This window comes from bacterium (assembly GCA_035307765.1).
In the GTDB taxonomy this organism is placed as follows: Bacteria; Sysuimicrobiota; Sysuimicrobiia; order Sysuimicrobiales; family Segetimicrobiaceae; genus Segetimicrobium.
The window spans coordinates 20,888-44,362 of record DATGHU010000017.1 but is presented as its reverse complement, the minus strand read 5'-3'; the positions used below and the strand labels follow the sequence as shown (position 1 = coordinate 44,362).

The 23,475-nt window shown below is 70.7% G+C and carries 21 protein-coding genes; all 21 read right to left on the bottom strand.

Annotation, left to right across the window (positions count from 1 at the left end):
* Window positions 1-931, bottom strand: a 931-nt coding sequence (locus VKV57_06100) for a hypothetical protein (GenBank protein HLW59485.1), incomplete at its 3' end; no start/stop codon positions are given.
* 489 nt (window positions 932-1,420) lie between these two features.
* Entirely contained in the window at window positions 1,421-1,831 is a 411-nt protein-coding gene (locus VKV57_06095) for a type II secretion system protein (protein HLW59484.1), read from the bottom strand.
* Between the two features lie 472 nt (window positions 1,832-2,303).
* The gene (locus tag VKV57_06090) at window positions 2,304-3,761 is read right to left on the bottom strand and encodes a glycosyltransferase family 39 protein (GenBank protein HLW59483.1); all 1,458 of its coding nucleotides are present in this window, start codon (window positions 3,759-3,761) and stop codon (window positions 2,304-2,306) included.
* 420 nt (window positions 3,762-4,181) lie between these two features.
* Window positions 4,182-5,099, bottom strand: a complete 918-nt coding sequence (locus VKV57_06085; GenBank protein HLW59482.1) for a proline iminopeptidase-family hydrolase — start codon at window positions 5,097-5,099, stop codon at window positions 4,182-4,184.
* The gene (locus VKV57_06080) at window positions 5,096-5,506 is read right to left on the bottom strand and encodes a cupin domain-containing protein (GenBank protein ID HLW59481.1); all 411 of its coding nucleotides are present in this window, start codon (window positions 5,504-5,506) and stop codon (window positions 5,096-5,098) included. Before VKV57_06080 ends, VKV57_06085 begins: the two co-directional genes overlap by 4 nt.
* A gap of 37 nt (window positions 5,507-5,543) precedes the next feature.
* On the bottom strand, window positions 5,544-5,966 hold the full coding sequence (locus VKV57_06075; GenBank protein ID HLW59480.1) for a PaaI family thioesterase: 423 nt from the start codon (window positions 5,964-5,966) through the stop codon (window positions 5,544-5,546).
* The gene (locus VKV57_06070) at window positions 5,963-7,534 is read right to left on the bottom strand and encodes a class I adenylate-forming enzyme family protein (protein HLW59479.1); all 1,572 of its coding nucleotides are present in this window, start codon (window positions 7,532-7,534) and stop codon (window positions 5,963-5,965) included. The genes VKV57_06075 and VKV57_06070 overlap by 4 nt, the downstream gene beginning before the upstream one ends.
* Complete coding sequence (locus tag VKV57_06065; protein ID HLW59478.1) at window positions 7,531-8,646, bottom strand: Xaa-Pro peptidase family protein; 1,116 nt, start codon at window positions 8,644-8,646, stop codon at window positions 7,531-7,533. Before VKV57_06065 ends, VKV57_06070 begins: the two co-directional genes overlap by 4 nt.
* Window positions 8,639-9,394 carry an ABC transporter ATP-binding protein gene (locus tag VKV57_06060; protein HLW59477.1) on the bottom strand — a complete coding sequence of 252 codons (756 nt, stop codon included), beginning with the start codon at window positions 9,392-9,394 and terminating at the stop codon, window positions 8,639-8,641. The genes VKV57_06065 and VKV57_06060 overlap by 8 nt, the downstream gene beginning before the upstream one ends.
* Window positions 9,391-10,191 (bottom strand): ABC transporter ATP-binding protein, encoded by an 801-nt coding sequence (locus tag VKV57_06055; protein ID HLW59476.1) that lies wholly within the window; start codon window positions 10,189-10,191, stop codon window positions 9,391-9,393. The genes VKV57_06060 and VKV57_06055 overlap by 4 nt, the downstream gene beginning before the upstream one ends.
* The gene (locus VKV57_06050) at window positions 10,184-11,146 is read right to left on the bottom strand and encodes a branched-chain amino acid ABC transporter permease (GenBank protein ID HLW59475.1); all 963 of its coding nucleotides are present in this window, start codon (window positions 11,144-11,146) and stop codon (window positions 10,184-10,186) included. Before VKV57_06050 ends, VKV57_06055 begins: the two co-directional genes overlap by 8 nt.
* Window positions 11,143-12,183 carry a branched-chain amino acid ABC transporter permease gene (locus VKV57_06045; GenBank protein ID HLW59474.1) on the bottom strand — a complete coding sequence of 347 codons (1,041 nt, stop codon included), beginning with the start codon at window positions 12,181-12,183 and terminating at the stop codon, window positions 11,143-11,145. Before VKV57_06045 ends, VKV57_06050 begins: the two co-directional genes overlap by 4 nt.
* 142 nt (window positions 12,184-12,325) lie before the next feature.
* Window positions 12,326-13,585: an ABC transporter substrate-binding protein gene (locus VKV57_06040; protein ID HLW59473.1), complete on the bottom strand. Its 1,260-nt coding sequence runs from the start codon at window positions 13,583-13,585 to the stop codon at window positions 12,326-12,328.
* Window positions 13,586-13,676: 91 nt separating this feature from the next.
* Window positions 13,677-14,726 carry a zinc-binding dehydrogenase gene (locus tag VKV57_06035; protein HLW59472.1) on the bottom strand — a complete coding sequence of 350 codons (1,050 nt, stop codon included), beginning with the start codon at window positions 14,724-14,726 and terminating at the stop codon, window positions 13,677-13,679.
* A 110-nt stretch (window positions 14,727-14,836) separates the two neighbouring features.
* Window positions 14,837-15,658 carry an SDR family oxidoreductase gene (locus VKV57_06030; GenBank protein HLW59471.1) on the bottom strand — a complete coding sequence of 274 codons (822 nt, stop codon included), beginning with the start codon at window positions 15,656-15,658 and terminating at the stop codon, window positions 14,837-14,839.
* Entirely contained in the window at window positions 15,655-17,136 is a 1,482-nt protein-coding gene (locus tag VKV57_06025; protein ID HLW59470.1) for a tagaturonate epimerase family protein, read from the bottom strand. Before VKV57_06025 ends, VKV57_06030 begins: the two co-directional genes overlap by 4 nt.
* Window positions 17,137-17,446: 310 nt before the next feature.
* Window positions 17,447-17,812 carry a nitrite reductase (NAD(P)H) small subunit gene (locus VKV57_06020; GenBank protein HLW59469.1) on the bottom strand — a complete coding sequence of 122 codons (366 nt, stop codon included), beginning with the start codon at window positions 17,810-17,812 and terminating at the stop codon, window positions 17,447-17,449.
* The gene (locus VKV57_06015; GenBank protein HLW59468.1) at window positions 17,809-18,939 is read right to left on the bottom strand and encodes an amidohydrolase family protein; all 1,131 of its coding nucleotides are present in this window, start codon (window positions 18,937-18,939) and stop codon (window positions 17,809-17,811) included. The genes VKV57_06020 and VKV57_06015 overlap by 4 nt, the downstream gene beginning before the upstream one ends.
* 72 nt (window positions 18,940-19,011) lie before the next feature.
* Window positions 19,012-20,196 carry an amidohydrolase family protein gene (locus tag VKV57_06010; GenBank protein ID HLW59467.1) on the bottom strand — a complete coding sequence of 395 codons (1,185 nt, stop codon included), beginning with the start codon at window positions 20,194-20,196 and terminating at the stop codon, window positions 19,012-19,014.
* Window positions 20,189-22,333 (bottom strand): acetate--CoA ligase family protein, encoded by a 2,145-nt coding sequence (locus VKV57_06005; protein HLW59466.1) that lies wholly within the window; start codon window positions 22,331-22,333, stop codon window positions 20,189-20,191. Before VKV57_06005 ends, VKV57_06010 begins: the two co-directional genes overlap by 8 nt.
* Window positions 22,326-23,474, bottom strand: coding sequence for an acyl-CoA dehydrogenase family protein (locus tag VKV57_06000; GenBank protein ID HLW59465.1), 1,149 nt, complete (start codon window positions 23,472-23,474; stop codon window positions 22,326-22,328). The genes VKV57_06005 and VKV57_06000 overlap by 8 nt, the downstream gene beginning before the upstream one ends.
* Between the last annotated feature and the right edge of the window lies 1 nt (window position 23,475).

Below are 23,475 nucleotides of genomic sequence, written 5' to 3'. Positions count from 1 at the left end.
CCTGCCGCTCTGGGACCGGCTGAGCAACCTGCCGCTGCGGGGTCGGCTGGACAACCTGCCGCTCTGGGACCGGCTGAGCAACCTGCCGCTCTGGGGCCGCCTGGACAATCTGCCGCTGCGGGGTCGGCTGGACAACCTGCCGCTGCGGGGTCGGCCGAACGTAATTCACCTGGCTAATTGCATGAGCCGGCGCATCCCAGCGTGAATCACCTTGCCGCACCGGAACATCCCGATAGACCCCCGTGTACGGCCTGTACGTCGGCCGGTAATAGTGCTGCCGGTACGGCCCGTAGTAGGGGTAGCGGTAGAAATGATTGTCTGAGTCACGGGTGAGGATATATTGGAAACTGTTGACCACGACGATCCCAAGCACAAATCCCGTAATTGCCGGGGCGACCGTGATGATTGGCGCCGATGCAGGATAGTATCCTCGGTACGGCCCGTACTGAGGGCGGTAGTAGTAATGATAGTACGCGCCGTAGTAGGGATAGCGATAATACCCGTCATCGGGACCATGCACAATCAGATAGACGAGCCCAGCCGCGACGATCGTCCCCAGAACGGTGCCGACGATCGGCAGCGGCGACACCGCCGCCGATGGCGCAGGGACCACGGCCGCGGGTCCCGTCACATCGATCTGCGTGGCCGAGAATTGGCTGCCATCGGGGATGAGCCAGACGTTCGTTGGCGCGCCAATGTACCCTTCCAGACTACAGAAAGGAACGCTGGTCGAATTCACCAACACCGCCGTGTAGTCGCCTGTGCCGAACGTTTCGGAGCCGTCGGACGCATTCAGGACGACGGTTCCCGCCACGCAGTCCACCGACGCGATAGTCCCCTGCACTTCGATCGCCGATTGAGCTTGACCGATTCCGGTCAGCCCAAGGAGCGGTAAAAGGGCACCCAGCACAATAGAGATGATCGTTCGCATCGTGTGCCTCCTTCTCGGGCCGCTCTGCTGGCGGCTGTGCGCCACGGACCCTCTGGTTCCGCCACCGGACGCTTCCAGCGACCGGTGGCCGCGACCATCAGTGATCCGTGCCGCAATTCCACTGTAAGCATCGGCCGTGAAGACTCTGCCAAGGACTGATGTGGAACTTATGAAGGACCTTTTGGGTCTTTGTGCCCGTGCCATAGGATTCTAGATATGGGGAAAGCCGGAGGACTGGAAGATAGGAGACAGGCGCTCGGCCGGATAGCCGGGCGCGGGGGAGGCATCCACGGGTGGACCTCTGGCGGGGCCTGCCCGGAGATTGGTCAGGTGCCGAGTGCTCGTACTGTACTCCAGAAATAAGGGACGTTCCCTTTGTCCCGGTGTATAACACGGCTCCGGTTGTGATAGGTTCCGTCAAATATTCAGGCGGCCGAGACTTCGACTAAACTCGGCCGCCCGTCGGTTGTGGTGAAAAGGGGTGACTAATTAGTACGTGGCCCCACCGCTCGACGATCCGTCGCTCGACAGAGTAATCCACACGCTGTCGGTGCTGTCCAGAGGACTCTGTAGTCCGCTCATCGTAATCGTCACGTTCGTCGCTGTCCCAGTGATCGCCGGTGTGTTCCAATACGAGCCACCCGGCATCGCGAGCCCAAGCGCCCCCCCCGCAGAGTCGAATGTGTTGTATTGCTGATAGTAGGCCCATTCCAGGGTCTTCGTCTCCTGGAGAATGTTGTCCGCCTCAGACTTGTACGCCTTCTTCCGAGCGGCCAGGTAACGCGGGACGGCGAGGGCGATCAGGATTCCCAGGATAGCCAGAACGACCACCAGCTCGATCAGTGTGAACCCGTGGTCCTTGTGTTTCAGGGTCTTACGAAGCAACGAGAACATTCGCATCCCCTCCTGCCGTCTCTTAATGCCCAAGACACGCCAGAGGATGGACCGCCACGCCCTCATGCGTCCGAACGATATCTCTCATCCATCCGATACGCTGGCATGAAAGGCTGGGGCCCAATTTTGCACCAATTCGTGGAATTTGCGTGGAACCGACGGAGACTTCATGCAGCCATCACGCTCCGGAGCGGAGGACTTCTGCCGGATGCGCAGGATACCAGCCAAGATCCTGGCGCCCCCTCACCGACCCAAGTTGAGCGATCGGCCTCCCTCCCCAGGGCTGCCGAGGGCATGGGAGCCTGGCGGAAATGACCGAACGCTATGTGTGCAAGCGGACTGGATAAATATGCAGCCGAGGACGGTGCTTCACGGAGTGGGGTCCACAATGGAGGAAGAGGAGGAGCGGAAGTCTATTCGCGTCGGAATGCACCGGATCACCGCAGGCGGAAGCAGCGCAGCTGCGGTTTTCCCGAAGTCACTTCACCGCCCGGAGCAGGTAGACCCATATCTGACCCTTGAAGTCGTGCGCGCCGACCACCTGGTACGCCTTCCCGAGCGCCGGGAAGAACGCACGCATATAGGGACCATACGGGCTGTACGGCCGGGCGACGATCAACCACATGCGTGGGTAGCGTGCTGCCAGCCATCGCAGCTGCGGTTCCGCGATGGGCCTCCGCAGATCGGTCGTCACCGAGGGGAGGCCGGGCAAGTAGTAGGAGAACGGCAGTTGGGCTGTGGCGCGGCCGACGAACAACCCGACGTCGTGCGGCCCCATCCCCTGCGCGACCACCGTCGAGACGCCCCGCCAGTCACGGCGGGATGTGGTGTCCAGGTAGTAGTCGGCGAGTGCCGGCATGCCGTAGGCGAGGAGCGCGCCCGTCACCACAATCGTGGTCCAAGCCCTCCACCGCTCGGGGGCTCTGGCGCCAATGTCGACGATCCCTCTGGCCAGGAGCATCAGGTAGAATGGTCCCAGAAAGGAAACCCAACGTGCGAAGAAGATCGGCACCGCCAACCGGAAGGCGACCAACACGGCGAGCGTGAGGCCGAGCGGCATGGCGATGAGGGCGATGTCCGGTCGCTCTCGCCCCGCGAGGCCGCGCCACAGAACGGCGAGGAAGGGCAGGAGCACGACGAACTGACCGGCCGGCCCGAGCGTCCCGCGCCGGAAGAAGTCGCCCATGCCGAACAGCGAGCCGCCGAAGGACAGCATGCCGATGGTGTCGCCGACGATCACGTTCGGCGACGAACTCGGCAGGAGCGACGACCCCGCCGCTTGCAAGATCTGGGCCCACAGAGACGGCAGCCACGGGGCGTAGAAGATTATGGCAACTGCGGCCGCCGCGAGCCACAGCCCGAACCGTCGGCGCGCGTACAGCAACGCCCACGCCCCGTGCGCGGCGAGGGCGAGGAAGGCGAAGTCGTGGGTGTAGAGCATCAGGGCTGCTAAGATGGAGTAGGCGGCCCACGGCTTCGGCCCGCCCCGGACCGCCCCCTCGTGCAGGACGAGCGTCGACGCCAGGGCAAGCGCGCCGAGGAGCGCGTACATCCGAGCATCTTGCGCGGCCATGACCTGGAAGGGCGACACCGCGACGAGAAATGCACTGAGGAGCGCCGTCCCTTCGGCGGCGATCCGACGCATCAGAACGTAGGTCAGGGCGACCGACACGGCGGCGAAGCAGGCCGATGGGAACCGAAGCGCTGCCTCGCCTGTACCGGCGAGGCTCGTCCACGCCTTGATGAGCACGTAGTAGAGCGGCGGGTGCACGTCGCCCTGCCGCAGGATCGGCAGAATCTCCCGCCACCCGTGGCGCACGACCCAGACGACGAACGCCTCATCGTCCCACAGGCTATTGCGCCCAAGCGATACGAAGCGCATCGCCACCGCCAGCACCATGACGCCTGCGAGGGCGGCCTGGGGGGTAATGCGCACCTCCCGAGCCAGGCACAAGGGGCGCAAGGGACCCGGGAGGGCCCTGATTCCGCTACTGCCTCTCTGTCCCACGTCCATGAGCACTCTTCGCTGGCGTAGATCTGGCGGTCATCCGGTCGCGGCGCCCTCCAACACATCGGGCTTGCTCGCCTGAGGATCGCCGGATGGATCCTGCTACACGGTATCTGCCCGTATCCGACCTCCGGAAGACCAGGGGGTTAGCGCGCGCCGACCAGTGCGGGGCGGGGTCGTTTGACCGCCGCCGCGCCGTCACTGCATCTGCAACGACGGTGCGCGCGATGGCGCCGCCAGTGTACCGATCTTGGGAACCTTACGACACTCGACCGCCAGGGCGCGGGGCACAACGCGCGTGGCGGACCCCCCACCCCGTCGCCGATCGGAGCGGCCGCGGATGATCGGTCAGAGCGTGCCTCGGCCCCGATCCCGCTCCACCCGCTCCAGAAACGCGGTCACCGTGGACGCATACCGCTCCGGCTCCTCGGCATGGGAAAAGTGCGCGCTCTCTTCGAAGAGCACCCATTCCGACCCCGGGATCCGCCGCTGGATCGTCTCAGCCATCGCCGGCGTGCACTCGTCGTACCGGCCGCTGGTCACCAGGACCGGCACCCGCACCAGTCCCAGGCGCTCCTCGACGCTCCATTCCCGAAGCGTGCCGGTGACGTGGAACTCGCTGGGGCCGTTCATGGTCAGGTAGACTTCGGGGTTCCTCATCAGCTGGCCGATCGAGCGCTGGACGCAGTCGGGCCACGGCTTGACCCGACACACGTGCCGCTCATAGAAGACCATCATCGCCCGCTGGTACTCGGGATCGTCGGTGGTGCCGGCCCGCTCGTGCCGGTCCAGGACCCGCTGCACCTCGTCGGGAAGCTCGGCGCGGAGGCGTCGAGCCTCGTCCATCCACTGCCGCATGCTGGCCGGCGCGCTGGCCACGATCAGGCTGACGATGCCGGGCGGCTGGCGGGTGGCGTACTCGAGCCCCAACATGCCGCCCCAGGAGAGGCCGAGCAGGTGGACCGCCGGGAGCTGGAGGGCCCGCCTGACCACCGCCAGTTCCTCCAGGAAGAGGTCGATCGTCCACAGCGCGGGGTCGTGGGGCTGGTCCGAGCGGCCGCAGCCGAGCTGGTCATAGAAGATCACCCGGCGGCCGGTGCGGGCGAGGACCGCGAGCGGCTCCAGACAGTCGTGGGCCGCTCCCGGACCCCCGTGAAGCGTGAGCAGCGGATACTTCCCCGGCGCCTCGCCGGACCCGACGATCCGGTAAAAGACGCGGTGCCCGCGGAAGTCCACGAAGCCTTCGGTCTCGGTCACGGCCGTCACGAGGCGGCGCCCGCCGAATAGGCGTGGCTGTCGTAGAGCTCCTTCGGCGCCTGGAGCAGGACGTAGCAGAACTCGTCTCCCGCGCACGCCACCTCGTGGGCCGTCTCCGGCTGGACCAGGAACACCGCCCCCGGTTCGATCGGGTGGTCGCGCGCGGTCCCGGCGGCGTCCCAGGTCCGGATCCGGCCGCGTCCCCTGACGCAGAAGAAGATGTCGTCGATGGCGCTGTGCCGATGCGCGGGGATGCGCTGGCCCGGCCGGAGCCGGAACAGCGCCGCCTGCGAGCGGGCCGTCTCGAACAGCGGAGCGCACGCGATCCGCTGCCCCTCCACATCGATGGTGGGGCCACCCCGCGCCAGTTCCTCCGCCGCGTGATTCAGGTCGAACGGAAACACCGAGTCCGTCATCGCACGCTCCTTCTGATTGCGCGTTTCGCCAACCACCTCACCAGGTAAATGTCCCCCGGGCGGTCGCGAGGAGTTTGTCCTCGGGTCCGGTCAGGACCGCGTCCGCCGAGCCGAGGCGGCGGCCGACCCGCAGGACGGTCCCCGCGGCGACCAACGGGGCGCCCGCGGCCGGGCGAAGGAAATCGACCCGGAGATCCACCGTGAAGCAATCCTGCCCCGCCACGGAGATGACCGCGAAGCAGGCGGCGACATCGAGCGCGGTCATGATCGCGCCCCCGTGCACGGTCCCGCCCTCGCCCGAGCGCGCCATCGCCGGCGGGGTGAATCGAAACCGCACCCGGCCCGACTCCCAGTCCAACAGCTCTAGGCCCACGGCGCGGTGCAGCTCGCAGGAGGCGAAGAGGCGCTCCGCCTCCTCGCGGGACATCGCGACTTTGTCCGCCGGATGCGGATCGTTCATCGGCTGGCCTCCAGCCCGTCCGGCAGGAGCGCGCTCGCCCGGCGCTTCAGCGCGGTCCGATCCAGCTTGTTGGTGCTGGAGATCGGCAGCTGGTCGGTGAAGAAGACCCGGCGGGGATGGGCGTAGGCCGGTCCCCGGGCGAGGAAGTGCGCCTTCAGCTCGTCTTCCGTCGCTTCCGCCCCCGGCTTGAGGACGACGAAGGCCACCGGGGCCTCGCCCTTCACGGCGTGCGCCACCGGCACCACCCCCACGCTGTCCACCGCCGGGTGGGTGAGGACGATCGTCTCCACTTCTTTCGGGTACACGTTCTCGCCGCCGACGCTGATCATGTCGTCGGTGCGCCCGCAGAAGTAGCAGTACCCCTGCGCGTCGCGGCGCATCAGGTCCCCGGTCCGCACCCAGCCGTCGGATGTGAACCGCTGCGCGGTCAGTTCCGGCTCCTTGAGATACCCGAGCGCGTTGGCGGGGGAGCGCGACCAGAGTTCGCCCACCTCCCCCGGCGGGCAGTCGCGGGTGGGATCGTCCGGCGGGGTGACCCGGATCTCGACATCGGGCACCGGCAGCCCGGTGCTGCCGAGCTTCTGCACCCCCCAGCGGGGGCTCAGCAGGTTGGCGCCGGCCTCGGTCAGCCCGTAGGTCTCCACCACCTCGCAGGGGAAGGTCGCCTTGATCCGCGACATCAGCTCCTCCGGCACGGGCGCCGAGCCGCACTCCAGCAGCACGATCGAGGAGAGATCGAAGCGGGAGATCTCCGGGTCGGCGAGCAGGAGCGAGTACATGGACGGGGTGCCGGAGCTAAACGTCGCCCGGTGCGTGTGGATCGCCTCGAGCGCCCGGCGGGGGTCGAAGTCGCGGAGGATGACGACGCTGCCGCCCGTGAAGAGCATCGGCAGCAGGGCTCCCCAGAGGGCGTTGGCGTGATAGAGCGGCCCCATCACCAGCGCCCGGTCCGAGCGGTCGAGGAGCATGGTCCGGGCCGTGGAGCGGGCCTGCCACCACGTGTTGCTGTGGCTGAGCATGCAGCCCTTCGGGCGGCCCGTCGACCCCGAGGTGTACATCAACAGGGCCAGATCGTCCGGCGCGGCGGGACGGGACGGCGCGTCCGGGGCCGCCGCCAGCGCCTCCTCGTAGGGGATGCCGCCGCCATCGGCGCCGACCGCCAGCGTGGCCCGGAGGCCTTTCGCCGCCCCGATCATAGCTTGGAGCTTCGGGCCCAGCGCGCCGTCCGCCACGATGAGCCGGGTCTCGCTGTGCGCGGTGATGTAGGCAAGCGCGTCGGCCCCCAGCTTCACGTTCGCGAGGAGCGCGACGGCGCCGGCGCGCAGCGTGCCGAGCAGCGTCTCGAGAAAGCGCCAGTCGTTGCCGAGCGCGAGCGCCACCGTCTCGCCCGGGGCGACCCCCGACTCGACGAGCAGCCCCGCGAAGCGGCGGGCCCGCGCCTCGAGCTCGCCGTACGAGTGCTCTTCCTGGCCGGCGATCGCCGCGATGCGGCCGGGATCGAGCGCCGCGGCCTCGGCGGTGATGTCCCCCAGGTTCGGGGTGAGGATCCAGGGCCGGCGCCGGTTCACGGCCTCGCCTCCAGGCCCTGGTCGCTGTGGGTGAGCAGCTCGCAGCCGCGCTCGGTGATCAGCACGTCGTCCTCCAGCTTCATGTTCCCGATCCCCGGCGCGTACACGCCGGGCTCGATGCAGATCGTGATCCCCGGTTCGAGCGGGGCCTGCTCGCCGTCCAGGCTCGGCCACTCGAACGAGGTGGCCAGGCCGATGCCGTGGCCGATCCGGTGCTCCAGGCTGAACCCGGCGTCCGTGATGATCCGGGCCGCGGCGCGCTGGAGCTCGCAGCACGGCACCCCCGGCCGCGCCAGCCCGACCGCGGCCTCGTACGCCCTCCGCACCACGTCCCAGGCCCGCAGCTGGGCCCGGCTCGGCGCCCCCACCACGAACGTGCGGGTCGCGTCCGCCTGGTACCCCTCCACCTCCGCGCCCAGGTCCACCATCACGCTGTCGCCGACGGCGAGGGCGCGGCCGGTCGGGCGCCTGATCGACACGGGGGCGTCGACGCCCGAGACGACGGTGGTCTCGAAGGCGCACCGGGCGCCGCGCCTGAGCGGTATGACGGAGAGCTCGGCGGCGAGCTCGGCCTCGGTGACGCCGGGCCGCGCCATCGCCCGAGCGGCGTCGAGCATCATGTCCGTGATCCGCGCCGCCGCCCGAAGCCGCTCCACCTCCAAGGGTGATTTCCGCCGGCGCAGGCCGGCCACGGAGGCGCTGAGATCGACGACCCGCGCGGCCAGCCCGTCCGCCAGCGCCCCGTGAACCGGAACCGGCATCCGCTCCAGGCCGGCGATCCCGATCCGCGTCGGCCTCATCCCGCGCAGGACATCCCGCACCAGAGGCACCGGGTCGAAGGCGCCCTCCCAGCGCTCGATCCCCGACAGCGTCCGCGCCTCGGGGATCTGCCATTGGAAGGTGAGGACGCAGCGCTCCTCCGCCCCCAAGATCAGCCAGCTGTCGCCCAGCACCGGCGCGAAGTTGGTCAGGTAGCGGAAGTGCTCGTTGTGGCCGTCGCAGCCGAAGATCACCCCGACGTCGCAGCCGCTCTCCTCGAGCAGCCGCCGCACCCGCCCCCGCCGGGCCGCGAGCTCCGCCCGCCACTGTGGCGTCAACGCGGCCTCAGTCATCGGTGCCCCTCCCCTGCCGCCGGCCCAGGTAGAGCTCGATCACCATCTCGTTCTCGAGCAGCTCCCGCCCGCTGCCCTCGAACCGCTTCCGCCCGAGCTCGAGCACGTACCCGCGATCGGACAACGCGAGGGCCCGACGGGCGTTCTGCTCCACCACCAGCACGCTGACGCCGGCGCGGCGGATCTCGAGAATCTTCTCGAAGACGAGCGCAACGTACCCCGGCGCGAGGCCCGCCGACGGCTCGTCCAGGAGCAGAACGTCGGGGCGGAGCACGAGCGCCCTGGCCATGGCGACCATCTGCCGTTCGCCGCCCGACAGCAGGCCGGCCTGCCGGCGGCGCGCGGAGGCGAGGGCGGGGAACAGGGTCAGCAGCTCCGCCACCCGGCGCCGCGCCTCTTCCCGCCCCAGCGGGCCCGCCGACATCTCGAGGTTCTCCTCAACCGTGAGCGAGGGGAAGACGTTCTCCAGCTGGGGGACGTACCCCATCCCCCGCTCCACGATCTCGTGCGGGGTCAGCTGGTCGACCCGCTCGCCCCGCAGGCGGACCTGGCCGGCGCGGGGGCGCAGCAGCCCGAACATCACCTTGAGCAGGGTCGACTTGCCGGCCCCGTTCGGGCCGACCACGGTGACGATCTCGCCTCGACCGAGGTGCAGGTCCACCCCGGCCAGGATGTCGACGTCGGGGACGTAACCGGCGGCGACGCCCTCCACCTGGAGCAGGGGGAGGCCGACCGCGGCGACGCTCATCCCACGTCCTCCGCCCGCGAGCCCAGGTAGGCGTCGATCACCGCCCGATCGCGCCTCACCTCCGCGGGCCCGCCGCGGGCGATGACCCGGCCCTGGGCCATCACGATCACCACGTCGGCGTTGTTCATGACCACTTCCATGTCGTGCTCGATAAAGAAGAAGGTCATGCCGCGCTCGCGCCTCAGCGCGTGGATGTGGGAGAGGATCTCCCGGCCGAGCACCGGGTTCACGCCGGCCAGCGGCTCGTCCAGCAGCACCAGCTGCGGGTCGGCCATCAACAGCCTCGCCAGCTCCAGCAGCTTGCGCTGTCCGCCGGAGAGCGTGCCCGCGTACTCCCCCGCCTGGCCGCGGAGCCGGAACCGCTCCAGGAGCTCCATCGCCCGCGCGCGGTTCAGTGCCTCGCGGCGGCGCCAGCCCCGCGGGTGGGTGAGCAGGCCGAGCAGCCGCTCGCCGGGCTGGTCGCGCGCGGCCAGCAGCATGTTGTCGAGCACGGTCATCGCGGCGAGGGCCTTGGTGATCTGAAACGTCCGCATCATCCCCAGCCGCGCGATCGCGTGCGGGGATCGGCGGAACACAGCGTGACCGTCGAACTCCACCTCGCCCCGATCGGCCCGGATGAATCCCGTCACCAGGTTGAACAGCGTCGTCTTGCCGGCCCCGTTCGGGCCGATCAGCGCGGTGATCGAGCCGCGGGCGACCGCCAGACTCGTCCCGTCCACCGCCCGCAGCCCGCCGAAGCTGCGCGAGAGGCCGCGGACCTCCAGGATCCACGGGGGCGCCGCGGCCGGCTCAGCCACGGAGGACCATCTCCTGGCGCTTCCCCAGCAGGCCCTGCGGACGCAGCACCATCACCCCGATCAGGACCAGGCCCACGATCAGCATCCGGACCGCGGCGACCTTGTCGGCGGAGATGGGCAGCTGCATGAAGCTCGCGCCCTCGAGCACGGTCCAGAGCAGGATCGACCCCCAGGCCACCCCGGCGAAGCTCCCCAACCCGCCCAGCACCAGGATGGCGAAGCCGATGAACGTGAAGTCGGCCGAGAACGCCTGCGGGTAGATGAGGGTGACGTTGAGGGCGAGGAGGTAGCCGGCGATGGCGCCTACGGCCGCGGCGATGCCGAGCGACTGAAGCTTGTAGGCGTACGTGTTCTTGCCCAGCGCCTCGGCCGCCGCCTCGTCCTCCCGAATCGCCCGCAGCACGCGGCCCCACGGCGTGCGCAGGACGAGCCGCAGCACGACCACCAGGACGCCGAAGGTGAGCCAGGTGACGACGAAGAGCGGGACCTGGCTCTCGCCTCCCAGCCCCACGGCGGAAAGCCGGGCGAGCATCCAGCCGGCGAGCGCCGTCCAGCTCGCGTCGAATCCCAGAAGGCCCTGATTGCCCCCCGTCAACCCTCCGGCGTTCTGGACGACGCTCCCGACGATCTGCGCCGCGGCGAGGGTGGCCATGGCCAGGTAGTCGCCGCTCAACCGGATCGACGGGATGCCGACGATGACCCCCGCCACCACGGCGATGCCCGTCGCCACGGGCAGCGCCAGCAGCGGGGACCAGCCGAAGCTCAGGATCAGGATCGCCATCGCGTACGCGCCGACCGCCATGAACCCGGCCTGGCCGAAGTTGAAGAGGCCGGTGAACCCGACGTTCAGCTGCAGCCCCAGGGTGAAGATGCTGTAGATCCCGGCGACGATGCCGACCCCGAGCCAGAAATCGGGCGCGCCGAGTGCCCCGAGGTTGAAGGCCGCGAGCGTCATTTGAGGGCCGGCCTCCCCAGCACGCCGCTGGGGCGCAGCAGGAGCGTCAGGATGAGGATCGCGAAGCCGACGGCGAGCTTCCAGCGGGGATCGATGAACATCGTCGACCACTCCTCGGCCAGGCCGAGCAGCACCCCCCCCACCACGGCCCCGTAGGCGTTGCCGATGCCGCCCAGCACGGCGGCGGCGAAGAGGCTGAGCAGGAGCTGAAACCCGAAGTTCGGCGTCATCACCCCGGCGGCCGCCGCGGAGAGCACCCCGGCCAGCCCGGCGAGGCCGCCGCCAACGAGCCAGGTGGTGACGATGACCCGGCCGGTGTTGATCCCCGCCACCTCGGCCAGGGTCAGGTTGTCGGCCAGGGCGCGCATCTCCTTGCCCAGGCGGCTGAAGCGGAGGAGGGTGGCGACCCCGAGCAGCACCACCAGTCCGACGATCACCACCACGAGCTCAACCGTGCCGACGCGGAGCCCGCCGGGCAGGGCGATCGCGGTGGTGACGTTCACCCGGAGCTGGAGCGGGTCCGCCCCGGCGACGAGCTGGATGGCGTTTCGGATCACGAAGGCCAGCCCGATCGCGATCAGCAGCAGCTGGAGGCCGCCGGCGCGCCGCGCCCGCATCGGCCGCCAGATGACCAGCTCGGAGGCCGCCCCCAAGGCCGCGGTCGCGATCACCCCGCCCGCGACCGCCGTGACGATCGACTGGCGGAGCGTCACGTTGAGCAGGAGGGCGATGTAGGCGCCGAACGTCAGCATGTCGCCGTGCGCGAAGTTGACGAGGCGGAGCACCCCGAAGATGAGGGAGAGCCCGACGGCCCCCAGGGCGAAGTAGGTGCCGGTGACCAGCCCGTTGATCGTGGCCTGGGCGGTCGCCTGGCCCCCCCTGGAGGCGACGAGCAGGACGACCACCCCCAGGACCGCCGCGGATCCCCAGACGCGTCCCGCCGCAGGCCCCGCCGGACGCGCGGGGGCTTCAGCGGTGCGCGGCTGGACCAGGAAGCCCAGCCGCCTTGCCGCAAACCGCCAGGATGCGTTCAGCACCCCGCCCGCCCCTTCCCCTCGAGCGGGCCCGGCCGCCGCGTCGGCCGGGGGAAGCCGCCTGGGGTAGGGGCCGCCGCGACGGCGGCGGGACGGGAGGGGCCCCGATCGGCCCCTCTCCCCCCCTTGACCGCGTTCCTCCGGATCACCCCTTGGTGTCGATCTTCCGCACCAGGACCAGGGTGCCGTTCTTCCACGTCGAGAGATCGAAGGTACCGGAACTCGTGTCCCCGCGTGAGTCGAAGTCGATCGGGCCCGACACGCCCACGTAGTGGATCTGCTTTCCGGCGGCCAGCGCCTTCATCGCGCTGGAGAGCTTGAGGTAGGTGAACGGCTGCCCCGCCGGTCCCGAGATCTTGGGCAGCTCGGCGGCGATCTTCGCGGAGGCGTTCGAGCCGGCGGCGACGGCGGCGAGCCCGCAGAGGATCGCCGAGTCGAAGTTGTTCGCGTCGAGGGCGAAGCGCCGCGGCCCGGGCGCGGCCAGGTAGAGCGCGTTGAACGCCTTCGCCTCAGGGGTGCCGGTGGGGCTCCCGGCGTTGGTGGCGTGGGCTCCCTCCAGGCCGGCCGCTGGGATCGCGGACGGGATCGGGGAGACCGCGAGCGCATCGGACACAAACAGCTTGCTGGCGGAGAACTTGCCGGTGCGCAGCAGCGCGGCGATCACCTTGCCGAAGGTGTCCGGGAAGTCGGCGAAGACGAAGGCGTCCGGATTGTCCTTCACGATCGCGGCCGCCTCCGAGTCATAGCTGGCCTGGTTGGGATCGTATCCCACCGGGCCCTGGATCTTTCCCCCCATCGCCGTCCACTCCTGTTTGAAGGTGTTGGCCAGTCCCTCGCCATAGGGGGAGTTCTGGTAGCCGATCGCCACCGTCTTGCCCTGGGCGGCGCCCAGCGCGCCCTTGACGGCGAGGACCAGCGCGCGCGCCTGCAGATTATCCGGCGGAGCGGTCCTGAAGATGGTGTGCCCGTCGTCCACCTTCCGCAGCTTGGTGCTCGTCGCCGAGGGCATCATGGCGATGTGCTTGAGCTTGGTGACCGAGTTCAGGATGGCGGTCGCCTCGGGGGTGGTGGCGGGACCGGTGAGGCACGTCGCCCCCGCATCGATGACCTGCCGGGCTGCCAGGATCGCTCCCTGTGGATCCGTCCGCGTGTCCGCGGTCGACAGCTTGAAGGTGATCCTGAGCCCTGCCTGCTTGGCGGCCTGGTTGAGTTGCGCCGTGGCCAGCTTCACCGCCTTGTCCGCCGGCGCCCCGAGCGGCCCGAGGTCGCCGGTGTACGGCTCGACGTCGCCGATCGTCATCGTGAAGCTCGGGCTGGCCCCGCTGACACCGCCGCTCACGCCGAACCCCAGCGCCAGGGCCAGCGACACCCCTACGGCAACTTGCTTCCACTCCGTCCGCTTCATGGATCTCCACCCCTTCATCAATTGGCCTCCCTTTGACTCGGTCCGCATCCCGGTCGGGCACACAACGTGCTACACCGCCGCCCCCACCCTTTCAAGAGGGATACCCCCTCCCCCCTGCCTGCGCGACGCGGCCCAGCTGCGCGTCGGGCACCAGCAGCACCTTCCCGAACGCCCGACGCTGCTCGAGCTCCGCGACCGCCTCCCGCGCCCGGGAGAGCGGCAGTACGGCGTGGATGACGGGGTGCAGCTCCCCCGCGGCCACGAGCCGGCTCAGCTGGAGCAGATCGTCGCGCCCCCAGCCGTCGGAGCCGCGGACGTCCACCTCGCGCGCCCACAGGTAGCGCAGATCGGTCACCGCCTCGTACCCGGACGTCGCACCGCAGCAGACCAGCCTGCCGCCGTGCCGGAGCGAGCGGAGGGATTGAGGCCAGGTCTCCTTGCCGGAGTAATCGACCACCACGTCCGCGCCCCGCTTGCCGGTGAGCTCCCAGACCGCTCGCCCGAACTGCCCATCGGCGGCGACCACACAGTGATCCGCCCCCAGCTCGGTGAGGCGCCGCGCCTTCTGGTCGCTGCTGGTGACGGCAATCACCCGGGCGCCGATCCGCTTGCCGAGCTGCACGCAGGCCACGCCGACGCCGCCGCTCGCGCCGACCACCACCAGCAACTCCCCCCCCTCGAGCTTGGCTCGGGTGAAGAGCATCCGGTGGGCGGTCCCGTAGGCAACCGGCAGGCAGGCGAACTCGAGCAGGCGCGCTTCGTCCGGAAGCGGCAGCAGGCTGGTCGTCGGGACGCTGACGAACTCGGCCAGCCCGCCGCGCCTGGTCTCCCCCAGCATCCCGTGCTCGGAAGATGGGTCGACCAGCACCGGCGCCCCCACCGCGATTCCCCCGCCGCCCGGACCGAGCGCCTCCACCCAGCCGACGATGTCGCCCCCGCCGATGTGCGGGAGCGGGACCGGCAGGCCGGGCATCCCGCGCCGCACGAAAATGTCGAGGTGGTTGAGCGCGCAAGCGCCCACCCGCACCAGAACCTCACCGGGGCCGGGCTCGGGGCGCGCGAACTGCTCGACGACGAGATGGTCGGGACCGCCGTGCGTGCGAATCACCGCTGCCTGCATCGACGTGGCCATCCGCTCCATCCCCTCGTCAAGGCCACCGCAGCCGGCGCGGGGCGGGGTTATCGTGAACGAACTCCTGCAATCAGCGTGCGGGCCGGGCCGAGGCGAGCGCCCGACACACCGGGGCCGCGCTACACACCGCTGAACGCGCTGAAGCCTCCGTCGACGGGGATGACCGCGCCGTTGACGAAGCGGCTGCCCGGGCCGCAGAGCCAGATCAGCGTCCCCACCAATTCCTCCGGCTCGCCAAACCGCCCCGCGGGCGTGTGATCGACGATCCGCCTCCCCCGCGCGGTGAGGCTCCCGTCCGGGTTGATCAACAGCGTGCGGTTCTGGTCCCCGATGAAGAACCCGGGCGCGATAGCATTGACGCGCAGGCCCGGCCCGTGCTTGCGCGCGAGTTCGACCGCGAGCCAGCGGGTCAGGTTTTCCACCGCGGCCTTTCCCGCGGAGTAGGCCGGCACCCTGGTGAGCGATCGCTGCGCCGCCATGGACGAGATGTTGACGATGCACCCCTGCCCGGCCTCCGCCATCGCCGCGCCGAAGACCTGCACGGGGAGGAGCGTTCCCAGGAGATTCAGATCCACGACGGACGCCCACGCATCGAGCGGAAGGTTGAAGATCGATTCCCCCTCCTCCAGGGTCGCCCGGGGCAGGTTGCCGCCCGCGGCGTTGACCAGGATGTCGATGCCCCCCCATCGCTCGACGACCGTCTTCCGGCAGCGCTCCAGGTCCTCGCGGACGAGCACATCGGCGGGCAGCGGCATCGCCTCCCCACCGGCCCGCTCGATCTCGGCCGCCACCTGCCGGGCGCGTTCCTCCCGGCGGCCGAGGATCCCCAGCCTCGCCCCGGCGGCGGACAGGCCGCGCGCCATGACCGCACCCAGGACGCCCGTCCCGCCGGTGACCACCGCCACCTTGCCGGTCAGGCTGAAGAGCGGATCCAACGTCAGCCCCGCACCCCGGGCGTGGGGGCGGCGAGCGGAGAGAGGTGCCGGATGAAATGACGTTCCAGATTGGCGTCGTAGGCCTCGGGGTGCGCGCGCAGCAGGGCGTGCACGCGGTCTCCGTAGCGCGCCAGCGCCGATCCGAAGGTGACGTGCAGCATCTGCCGGGCGTCAAAGCTGTCGAGCAGCGAGGCGAGTGCCGCATCCGACACCGCATCGGGTGCCGCCGCGCGATCTCGGCTCGCCGATACGTGATAGCTGGCCCGATCCTGCTCGTAGCGATCGTGCGCCAGCGCGTAGATCTCACGGAACAACCCCGGATCCAGCGCCGCGATGGTGCGCAGCGCTTCCAGGTAACTGGTCCCGGCGGTCTTGACGTGGAGCAGGTTTCCCGCCCGACGTGCGAAGGCGCCGTAGACGCTCAGTTTGTCGGATCCGGAATGGAGGCTCAGCTTGTACGGCCCGAGCCGCCGCGCGATCGCCGCGTGCGTGGCGGCGTCGGCATCGAACGCGGCGGGGTCGCCCAGGTAGTCCACCCCCTTCTCGAAGCGGCCGACGAAGCGCGGGGCCAGACCCACCCAGCGGACGCCCAGGCGACGGAGCTCGGTGGCGATGTAGATGTGCTGGGCGGGGGTGGTGGGGGTCTCGGTCTCGTCCACGGAAATCTCCACCTCCGCATCAGCGCTGCGCGCCCGAAGGTGGCGGTACAGGAGCAGCGCGTGCGCCACGGCGCGGCCGTACTTGACGGCGGCCCGAACGACCTCCTCCTCGTCGACGCGCATCGATCGGCCGCCGAGGTCGAGCGTCTGGCTGCGGTAGCGGTCCCGCATCCGCCCGCTGCTGTCGTCGAGATCCCCCCAGGGGAGCGCCTCCAGCGCCGCGCGCAGCGCCCCCTCCGGCCGGCCCTCCGCGGCCGGGTCGACATATCCCCCCGGGTCGAACGTGAAGAACGTGTACCCCGCCGCCAGGCACGCGTCGACGTCGGCCGTCGTCTTCAGGTGATCGGCGTCGGCGCCGAACCCCTCCCGCCACCCTTCCGCGAACACCCCCCAGGTGGCGTCATCCAGCACCTGCTCGGGGCTGCGGCCGGTCCGCTCCATCTCGCGGATCGACTGCTGGGCGAAGATCGGGGCGAGCCCCCCGCCCGCCGCCCGCATCGCGCGGATGTGCCCGGGGGTGGCACATCCGAGGCGGTCCCCGAACCCGAAGGAGCGCTGCAGTCCGAGGGGCCGGGGCGTGAGCCATGGGAGCAGCGTTCGCAGCGCGCGCAGGTTTCGGGGAGTGGCCGGCCCGACCAGGAGCCACCCCCCCTCGAACGAGGTCGTGTCCCCCTCAAGCCCCTCCAGCGCGGTCGGCCGGGTGGGGGCCAGTGCCGCGAGCCGATCTCCCTCCCGGGTGCGCGCCATCCCCAACTCGGCGTCGCCGACCCGGACCAGGGACTGCGCCCGGACGTCGAGTCCCGGGACGGACCGCAATCCCGTCATCGACGTCGCCCCCGAAGCGACACCGCACCGCGTGAAGCGGGACCGGCCGCCGCGGTCACGTCGACACGCCCGGCGGGGCCGCGTTCAGTGTGAGCAGGCAACGTCCCCGCGGGACGCGTGGGCGCACAACGCCCGCGCTCGTTCCGCCGTTGACGATCCTCCCCGTACACCGCATCGGTGCCCCCCTCTTGAGTGGACGGCAACACCATCGGAAATAGCGCTCCGATCTCCGGGGTCGCAGGAATCGACCGCGCCGTCGCATCCGAGTTGTCCCGCGAGACCCCATCGGCGGGACTGGGCTCGACGCACGTCAGCCCCGGGACGACTCCCCGGTCCTCAGGAAGACGCGGTTCTCCCGCACCTCGGTCGGGTACACGGCGACCCGCTTGCTCCGGTCGGTCAGGCAGCGGCCGCTCATGAGATCGAACTCCCAGCCGTGCCAGGGGCAGGTGACGACGGGATGCTCGCGATCGACCTCCACCCGCCCCGCTCCGGCGGCGACGACCTTACCGAAGACCAGCCCGCGGCAGAGCGGTCCCGCTTGGTGCGGACAGACGTTGCGCAGCGCGTACACCTGCCGGCCGAGCCGGACGATGCCGATCTCCCGCCCCCCGACGCTGAGAATCCGCATCTGCCACTCGGGGAACTCCTCGAGGGGGCCGACGTCCCGGATCACCCCCGGGCCGTCCCCCCGCCGGCCTGCGCGGGCGCGGTCTTCGGCAGGCCGAAGAACTCCCGGGCGTTCTCGTAGAAGACCTTCGGCAGCCACGCCTCGGGCAGCTTGCGCGCGATGTACTGCGGATCGTCGGCGTCCCAGTGCGGGTAGTCGGTGGCGAAGCAGAGGAGATCCTCCATTCCGCCAAAGGACTCCAGCACCTCCATCAGCTGCTCGGGGCGGGCGGGGTCCTCCAGCGGTTGGGTGGTCAGCTTCACCCGCTCGCGGACGTACTCGCTGGGCCGCCTCTTCACCCACGGGCTCTCCCGCCGCCAGTACCGGTAATTGTCGTCGAGGTTCCACAAGAGCCACGGCAGCCAGGAAACGCCGTTCTCCACCAGCAGGATCTTGAGGTCGCGATACTTCTCGAAGACGCCGTGGGCGATCAGGCTGGTGAGGTGGTGCTGCTCCGCCTGAGGGGCGAGGGTGATGTTCTCGAGCCGGGTGCTCGGCACCCCGCCGCCCGCGATGTGCGCGCCGGTGGCGCTCAGCTCGCCCGCGACGTGGAGCGCGACCGGCAGGCCGACGTCGGCCGCGGCCTCGTAGATCGGGTGGTAGGCGGGGTGCCCGAACGGCTTCCCCAGGCCGTTGGAGATCAGGATGACCTCTTTCATCCTCGGATGGCGGCCGACTCGCCGGACCTCCGCCGCCGCCTCGTCCGGGACCTGGGTGGGGACCAGCACCGCCCCGTAGAGCCGGTCGTCGCGGCCGTCCAGCCAGCGGTCGATCGACCAGTCGTTGGCGGCGCGGCACACGGCGGTCGCCAGGTAGAGATTCGGCAGCGCGGCGTTGTGGCCGATGCTGTACGACAGGATCGCCGCCCGGACGTCCAGCGGATCGAGGAGCTGGCGCTTCATCGTGGCGTAGTCCGATCCCGGGCCGCCCCCGTTGGGCGGGTAGGTGTCGATGCGCTTGTTCGTGCCGCCGGTGTGCGGGTACGCCATCGTGGCGGGGCGAATGCGGTTCGTCGTCTTCCCCGGCAGCCGCACGTACTCCCGCCACTCCTTGGACAGGTACTGGTGGAGTTCCGCCTCCGACGCCCAATCGTGGTGGACGTCGGCGTCTATGCACGGGCCGCCGTACCGCATCGCTCCCCGCCTCCCTTGCGGACGTCTGCGCTGATTATACGACACGGCGCAGGCTCCGGGCGCACCGCGGGCCTACGGCGGGGAGGTCCCGCCCCCGGCGGCGGTGCCGGGGCCGCGCGGAGGGCTCCCGCCCGGCCATCGGTAGAACCCCGCGGCGTTGGTGTGAAAGACTTTGGCGTGCCACTCCGCCGGCAGCCGCTCGGATGCGGCCGCGGCGGGATCCATCTCCCGGTCGGGGTAGCCGCTGGCGTAGCAGAGGAGATCCTCGACGGGCCCGAAGGCGCGCATGTGCCGCACCAGCGCCTCGCGTCCCGGCGCCTGCTCCAGCGGCCACGTCCCGATCCGGATGCTGCTCCAGAGCACCTCGCTCGGCGACCGGTTCAGCCAGGGGACCTCGCGGCGAAAGGTCTTGTAGTTCGTGTCGAAGCGCCAGAACAGCGACGGCAGCCAGGCGATGCCGACGCCGGCCACCATCAGGCGGAACCCGCGGTATTTCTCGAAGACCCCCTGCACGATCATGTTCACGAGGTGCGTCATGACCGGCTGCGCCTTCAGCACCTCGTACTCGGCGTAGGTCGCCGGCAGCCCGCCGCCGGCGGTGTGGGTGATCACATCCGGGGTCGCGTCCCCGCCGGCGTGCAGCACGACGGGCAGATCGCACTCCGCCGCCGCCTCGTAGATCGGGTGGTAGACGGGATGGCCGAACGGCTTCCCCAGCCCGTTGCCCCCCATCACGACGCCGACGAAGCCGGGGGTGGCGGCGATCCGGCGGATCTCCTTGGCCGCTTCGTCGGGGAGCTGGTTCGGGACCATGGCCAGGCAGGCGATCCGCTCGTCGCGGCCGATCCACCGCTCGGCCGACCACGTGTTGGCCGCCTTGGCGACCTCCAGCGCCAGATAGTGGTTGGGCATCGTCGGCGCCACGATCGCCGCGTCGTGCGCGAGCACGACCCGCTCCAGACGGTTCCGGTCGAGCAGCTGATGCCGAAGGGTGTCCAGGTCGGAGCCGGGCGGACCACCCGCCTCCGGCCAGGCCTCGGTCAGCTTGTCGCCCTCCGGGTGCTGGTACTTGTGCACCGGGACGGCGGCCATCACCCCGCCGCCGGGAAACGCGCCCGGGCGTCCCAGGAACTCGCGCCACCCCTCCGGCATGTACTCCATCAGCTCCAGCTGATTCGTCCAGTGGTGGTGGGCGCAGGCATCGATCGTCGGCCCGCCGTAGGAGGTGCGCGCCCCTCCGGCCGGATCCTCAGGCATCGGACGGCCCTCCCTGCGTGGCGCCGCGGGCGTCGACCACCACCGCCCCCTCCCCCGCCCGGCGGACCAGCACCGGGTTCGCTTCCAGGTCGACGAGGCGGCCGTCGAGATCGGCCCCCAGCCAGCTCATCCGGCTCACGATCTCGGCGACCGCGTCGGCATCGAGCGCCGGTCGTCCTCGAAGGCCCTCCAGCACGGGCCAGACCCGAAGCGCTCGGAGCATCTCTCGCGCACGCTCGACCGAGACCGGGGCCAGCGCGATCTGGACGTCCCGCATCAGCTCGGCCAGGATGCCGCCGGCGCCGACCAGGACGACGGGGCCGAACTGGGGGTCGCGGCGGACGCCGACGATCACCTCCGCCTCCGCCCGCGCCATCGCCTGGACCAGGCAGCCCTCCACGACCGCGGCCGGGTCGTAGCGGCGGACCGCGTCGGCGACCGCGGCGAACGCCTCGCGCACCGAAGCGGCGTCGGCCAGGTTGAGGCGCACCGCCCCCGCCTCGGTCTTGTGCACCACCCGACGCGACACCGCCTTCAGGGCGACCGGATACCCGATCGCCCCGGCCACGGCGACCGCCTCGTCGCCCGTCGCCGCCATCCGGCCCGGGGTGACGGGAATGCCGTACGCCGCGATCAGCGTCTTCGCCTCGGGCTCGGTGAGGGCGCCCGCGGGAGCCCGGCGCAGCGCCTCCGCCGCGCCGGCGGGGCGCGGCGGGTCTCCCGGAGGCACGATGGCCGGGCGCTGGAGCGCCCGCCAGTACGCGGTCCAGATCTCCCAGATCCGCACGCCGTCGTCCAGCCGGTCGTAGAACGGGCATCCGCTCTGGCGCAGGACCTCCCTGGGGCGGTCGGCGGCGGACCCCGGCATCACGATCGTCACCACGGGCTTCCCCGAGGCGAGCGCGGCCTTGGCCAGCTCGCGCGTCACCTCGGCGAAGAACGGCGTGGTGCTGAGCATGATCATGAGGGCCGACACGTCCGGGTCGGCCGCCAGCGCGGCCATGGCTTGGCCGGCGTTCTCGATGATGTCGGCGGAGAGGCGCCCGCCCAGATCGAGCGGGTTGTTCACCTGCGGCGGAAGCAGCAGGCCGCGCAGGCGGTCCCGGGTCGAGGGGTGGAGCGCGGCCAGCCGGAGGCCGCGCTCGGTCAACCGGTCGGCGGTGACCGACACCCCGCCGCCGGACGGCGAGAGGACGCCGATCCCGTCCCCGCGCGGCGCGCCCCAGCGGGCCAGTACGTCGGCGGCCTGCACCATCCCGTCGTTGGGGTCGTCGGTGAGGATCACCCCCCGCTCCCGGCAGGCGGCCTCGATGACGGCGAAGTCACCGGCCAGGCTGGCCGTGTGCGACTTGGCGGCGCGCACGCCCGGGCCGGTCCGCCCGACCTTGACCATGATCACCGGTTTCCTCGCCCGCTGTGCGGATTCGGCGGCGCGGAGGAACCGCATCGGATCCTTGAACCCCTCCACGTACAGGCAGATCGCCCGCGTCAGCGGATCCTCGACCATGTATTCCAGGAAGTCGCAGATCTCGAGGTCCGCCTGATTCCCGAGCGAGGCGCAGGCGCTGAAGCCGATCCCCGAGGCGTGGGCCCGGTTGTGGATGGATACCATCAGCGCCCCGCTCTGGCTGATCAGCCCGATCGCGCCCGGGATCAGTGCGGGCACCTCCATCGCCACCGAGGAGGTCAGGGCCAGATGGTGGTGCGGGTTGATCAGGCCGAGGCAGTTGGGGCCGACCAGCCGGATCCCGTACCGCCGGCTGAGCTCGACCAGGCGGGCTTGGGCGGCGACGCCCTCGGGGGTGTCCGTCTCCGCGAACCCGATCGTCAGGATGACGCAGCACCCGACGCCGGCCTGCCCGCACTCCTCCACCATCGGCACGAGCACCTCGGGGGGAACGGCGAGGATGGCCACGTCGATCGGGCCGGGGGCGGCGCCGATGCGCGGCACGCAGGGGCGCCCGAACACCTCGCGGTGGCTGGGATTGATCGGCACCAACCGCCCCTCGAACCCGTGCCTGATCAGGTAGTGGGTGATCCGGCCGCCGAACTTGTCGGTGCTCTCGGACGCCCCGAACACCGCCACCGAGCGCGGGTGGAGGATCTCGCGAACGGTCGGGGTGGTGCGGCTAGACAAAGGCGGCCTCCCCCAGGAGCTCGCGTCCGACGATGAGGCGCTGAATGGCCGAGGTGCCGTCGATCACCGTCAGCATCCGCGCGGTCCGCCAGCACTCCTCGACCCCGGCCTCCTGGGAGAGCCCGTGGGCTCCCATGCAGTCCATGGCGTCACCGCACACCCGCACCGCCGCCTCGGTGGCGTACGCCTTGGCCATGGAGGCTTCGAGCGGGCAGCGCTCCCCGGCGTCGAGGAGGGCCAGCGCGCGCAGGGAGAGGAGGCGCGCCGCGTCCAGTTCGGCGGCGGCATCGGCCAGCCTCCCTTGGATGTCCTGGAACTTGGCGAGGGGCCGGCCGAAGGCGCTGCGCTCGCGGACGTAGGCCTTGGCGATGGAGAGGGCGTGGTCGGCGATGCCCACCGCCTCGATCGCGACGAAGGCGCGGGAGGCCTCGATCCCGCGGTAGAACGCCTCGGTGCCCTCCCCCGGGCTCCCCAGCAGGTTCCCGGCGTCGACGGGGACGTCGTCGAAGATGATCTCCGCCCAGCTGAGGTTACGCATCCCCACCCCCTCGACCTCGACCGCCTGCCAGGGCGAACGCGCGCGCTCCACGACGATCCGGCTCGTGCCGGCGGCGGCGCCGCGCTCCGGGTCCGTCACGATCAGCACCGCCATGAGGTCGGAGACGCCGCCGAGCTTGATCCACTTCTTGCGCCCCCGGAGGCGCAGCCCGTCGGCGGCGCGGACGATGGCGGTCCGGATGCCACGCACGTCGCTCCCGGCCTGCGGCTCGGTGATCGCGGAGGTGGAGATCCAGTCTCCCGCCAGCAGTGGGCCGAGCCAGCGGCGCTGCTGGTCGGCGTTGCCGAGGCGGTGGACGAGACGCGGCAGCACCACCTCGCCGAGCAGGACCGGACCGTGCGCCAGGGCCTCGAGCAGCAGGCCGTAGTCGACGTTCGTCATCCCCGCTCCGCCGGCGGACTCGGGGACCGTGCTGCCGAGGTAGCCCAGGGGGCGCAGGCCCGCGTAGATCCCGCGGAGCTGGTCGGGCGTCAGCTTCTGCCCGGGGAGCACCCCGGAGGCGACGGGCGCGACGACCCGCTCCACCGCCTCGCGTGCGCGGTCCTGCAGTTCCCGCTGCCGGGGAGTGAGGCGGAAGTCCACC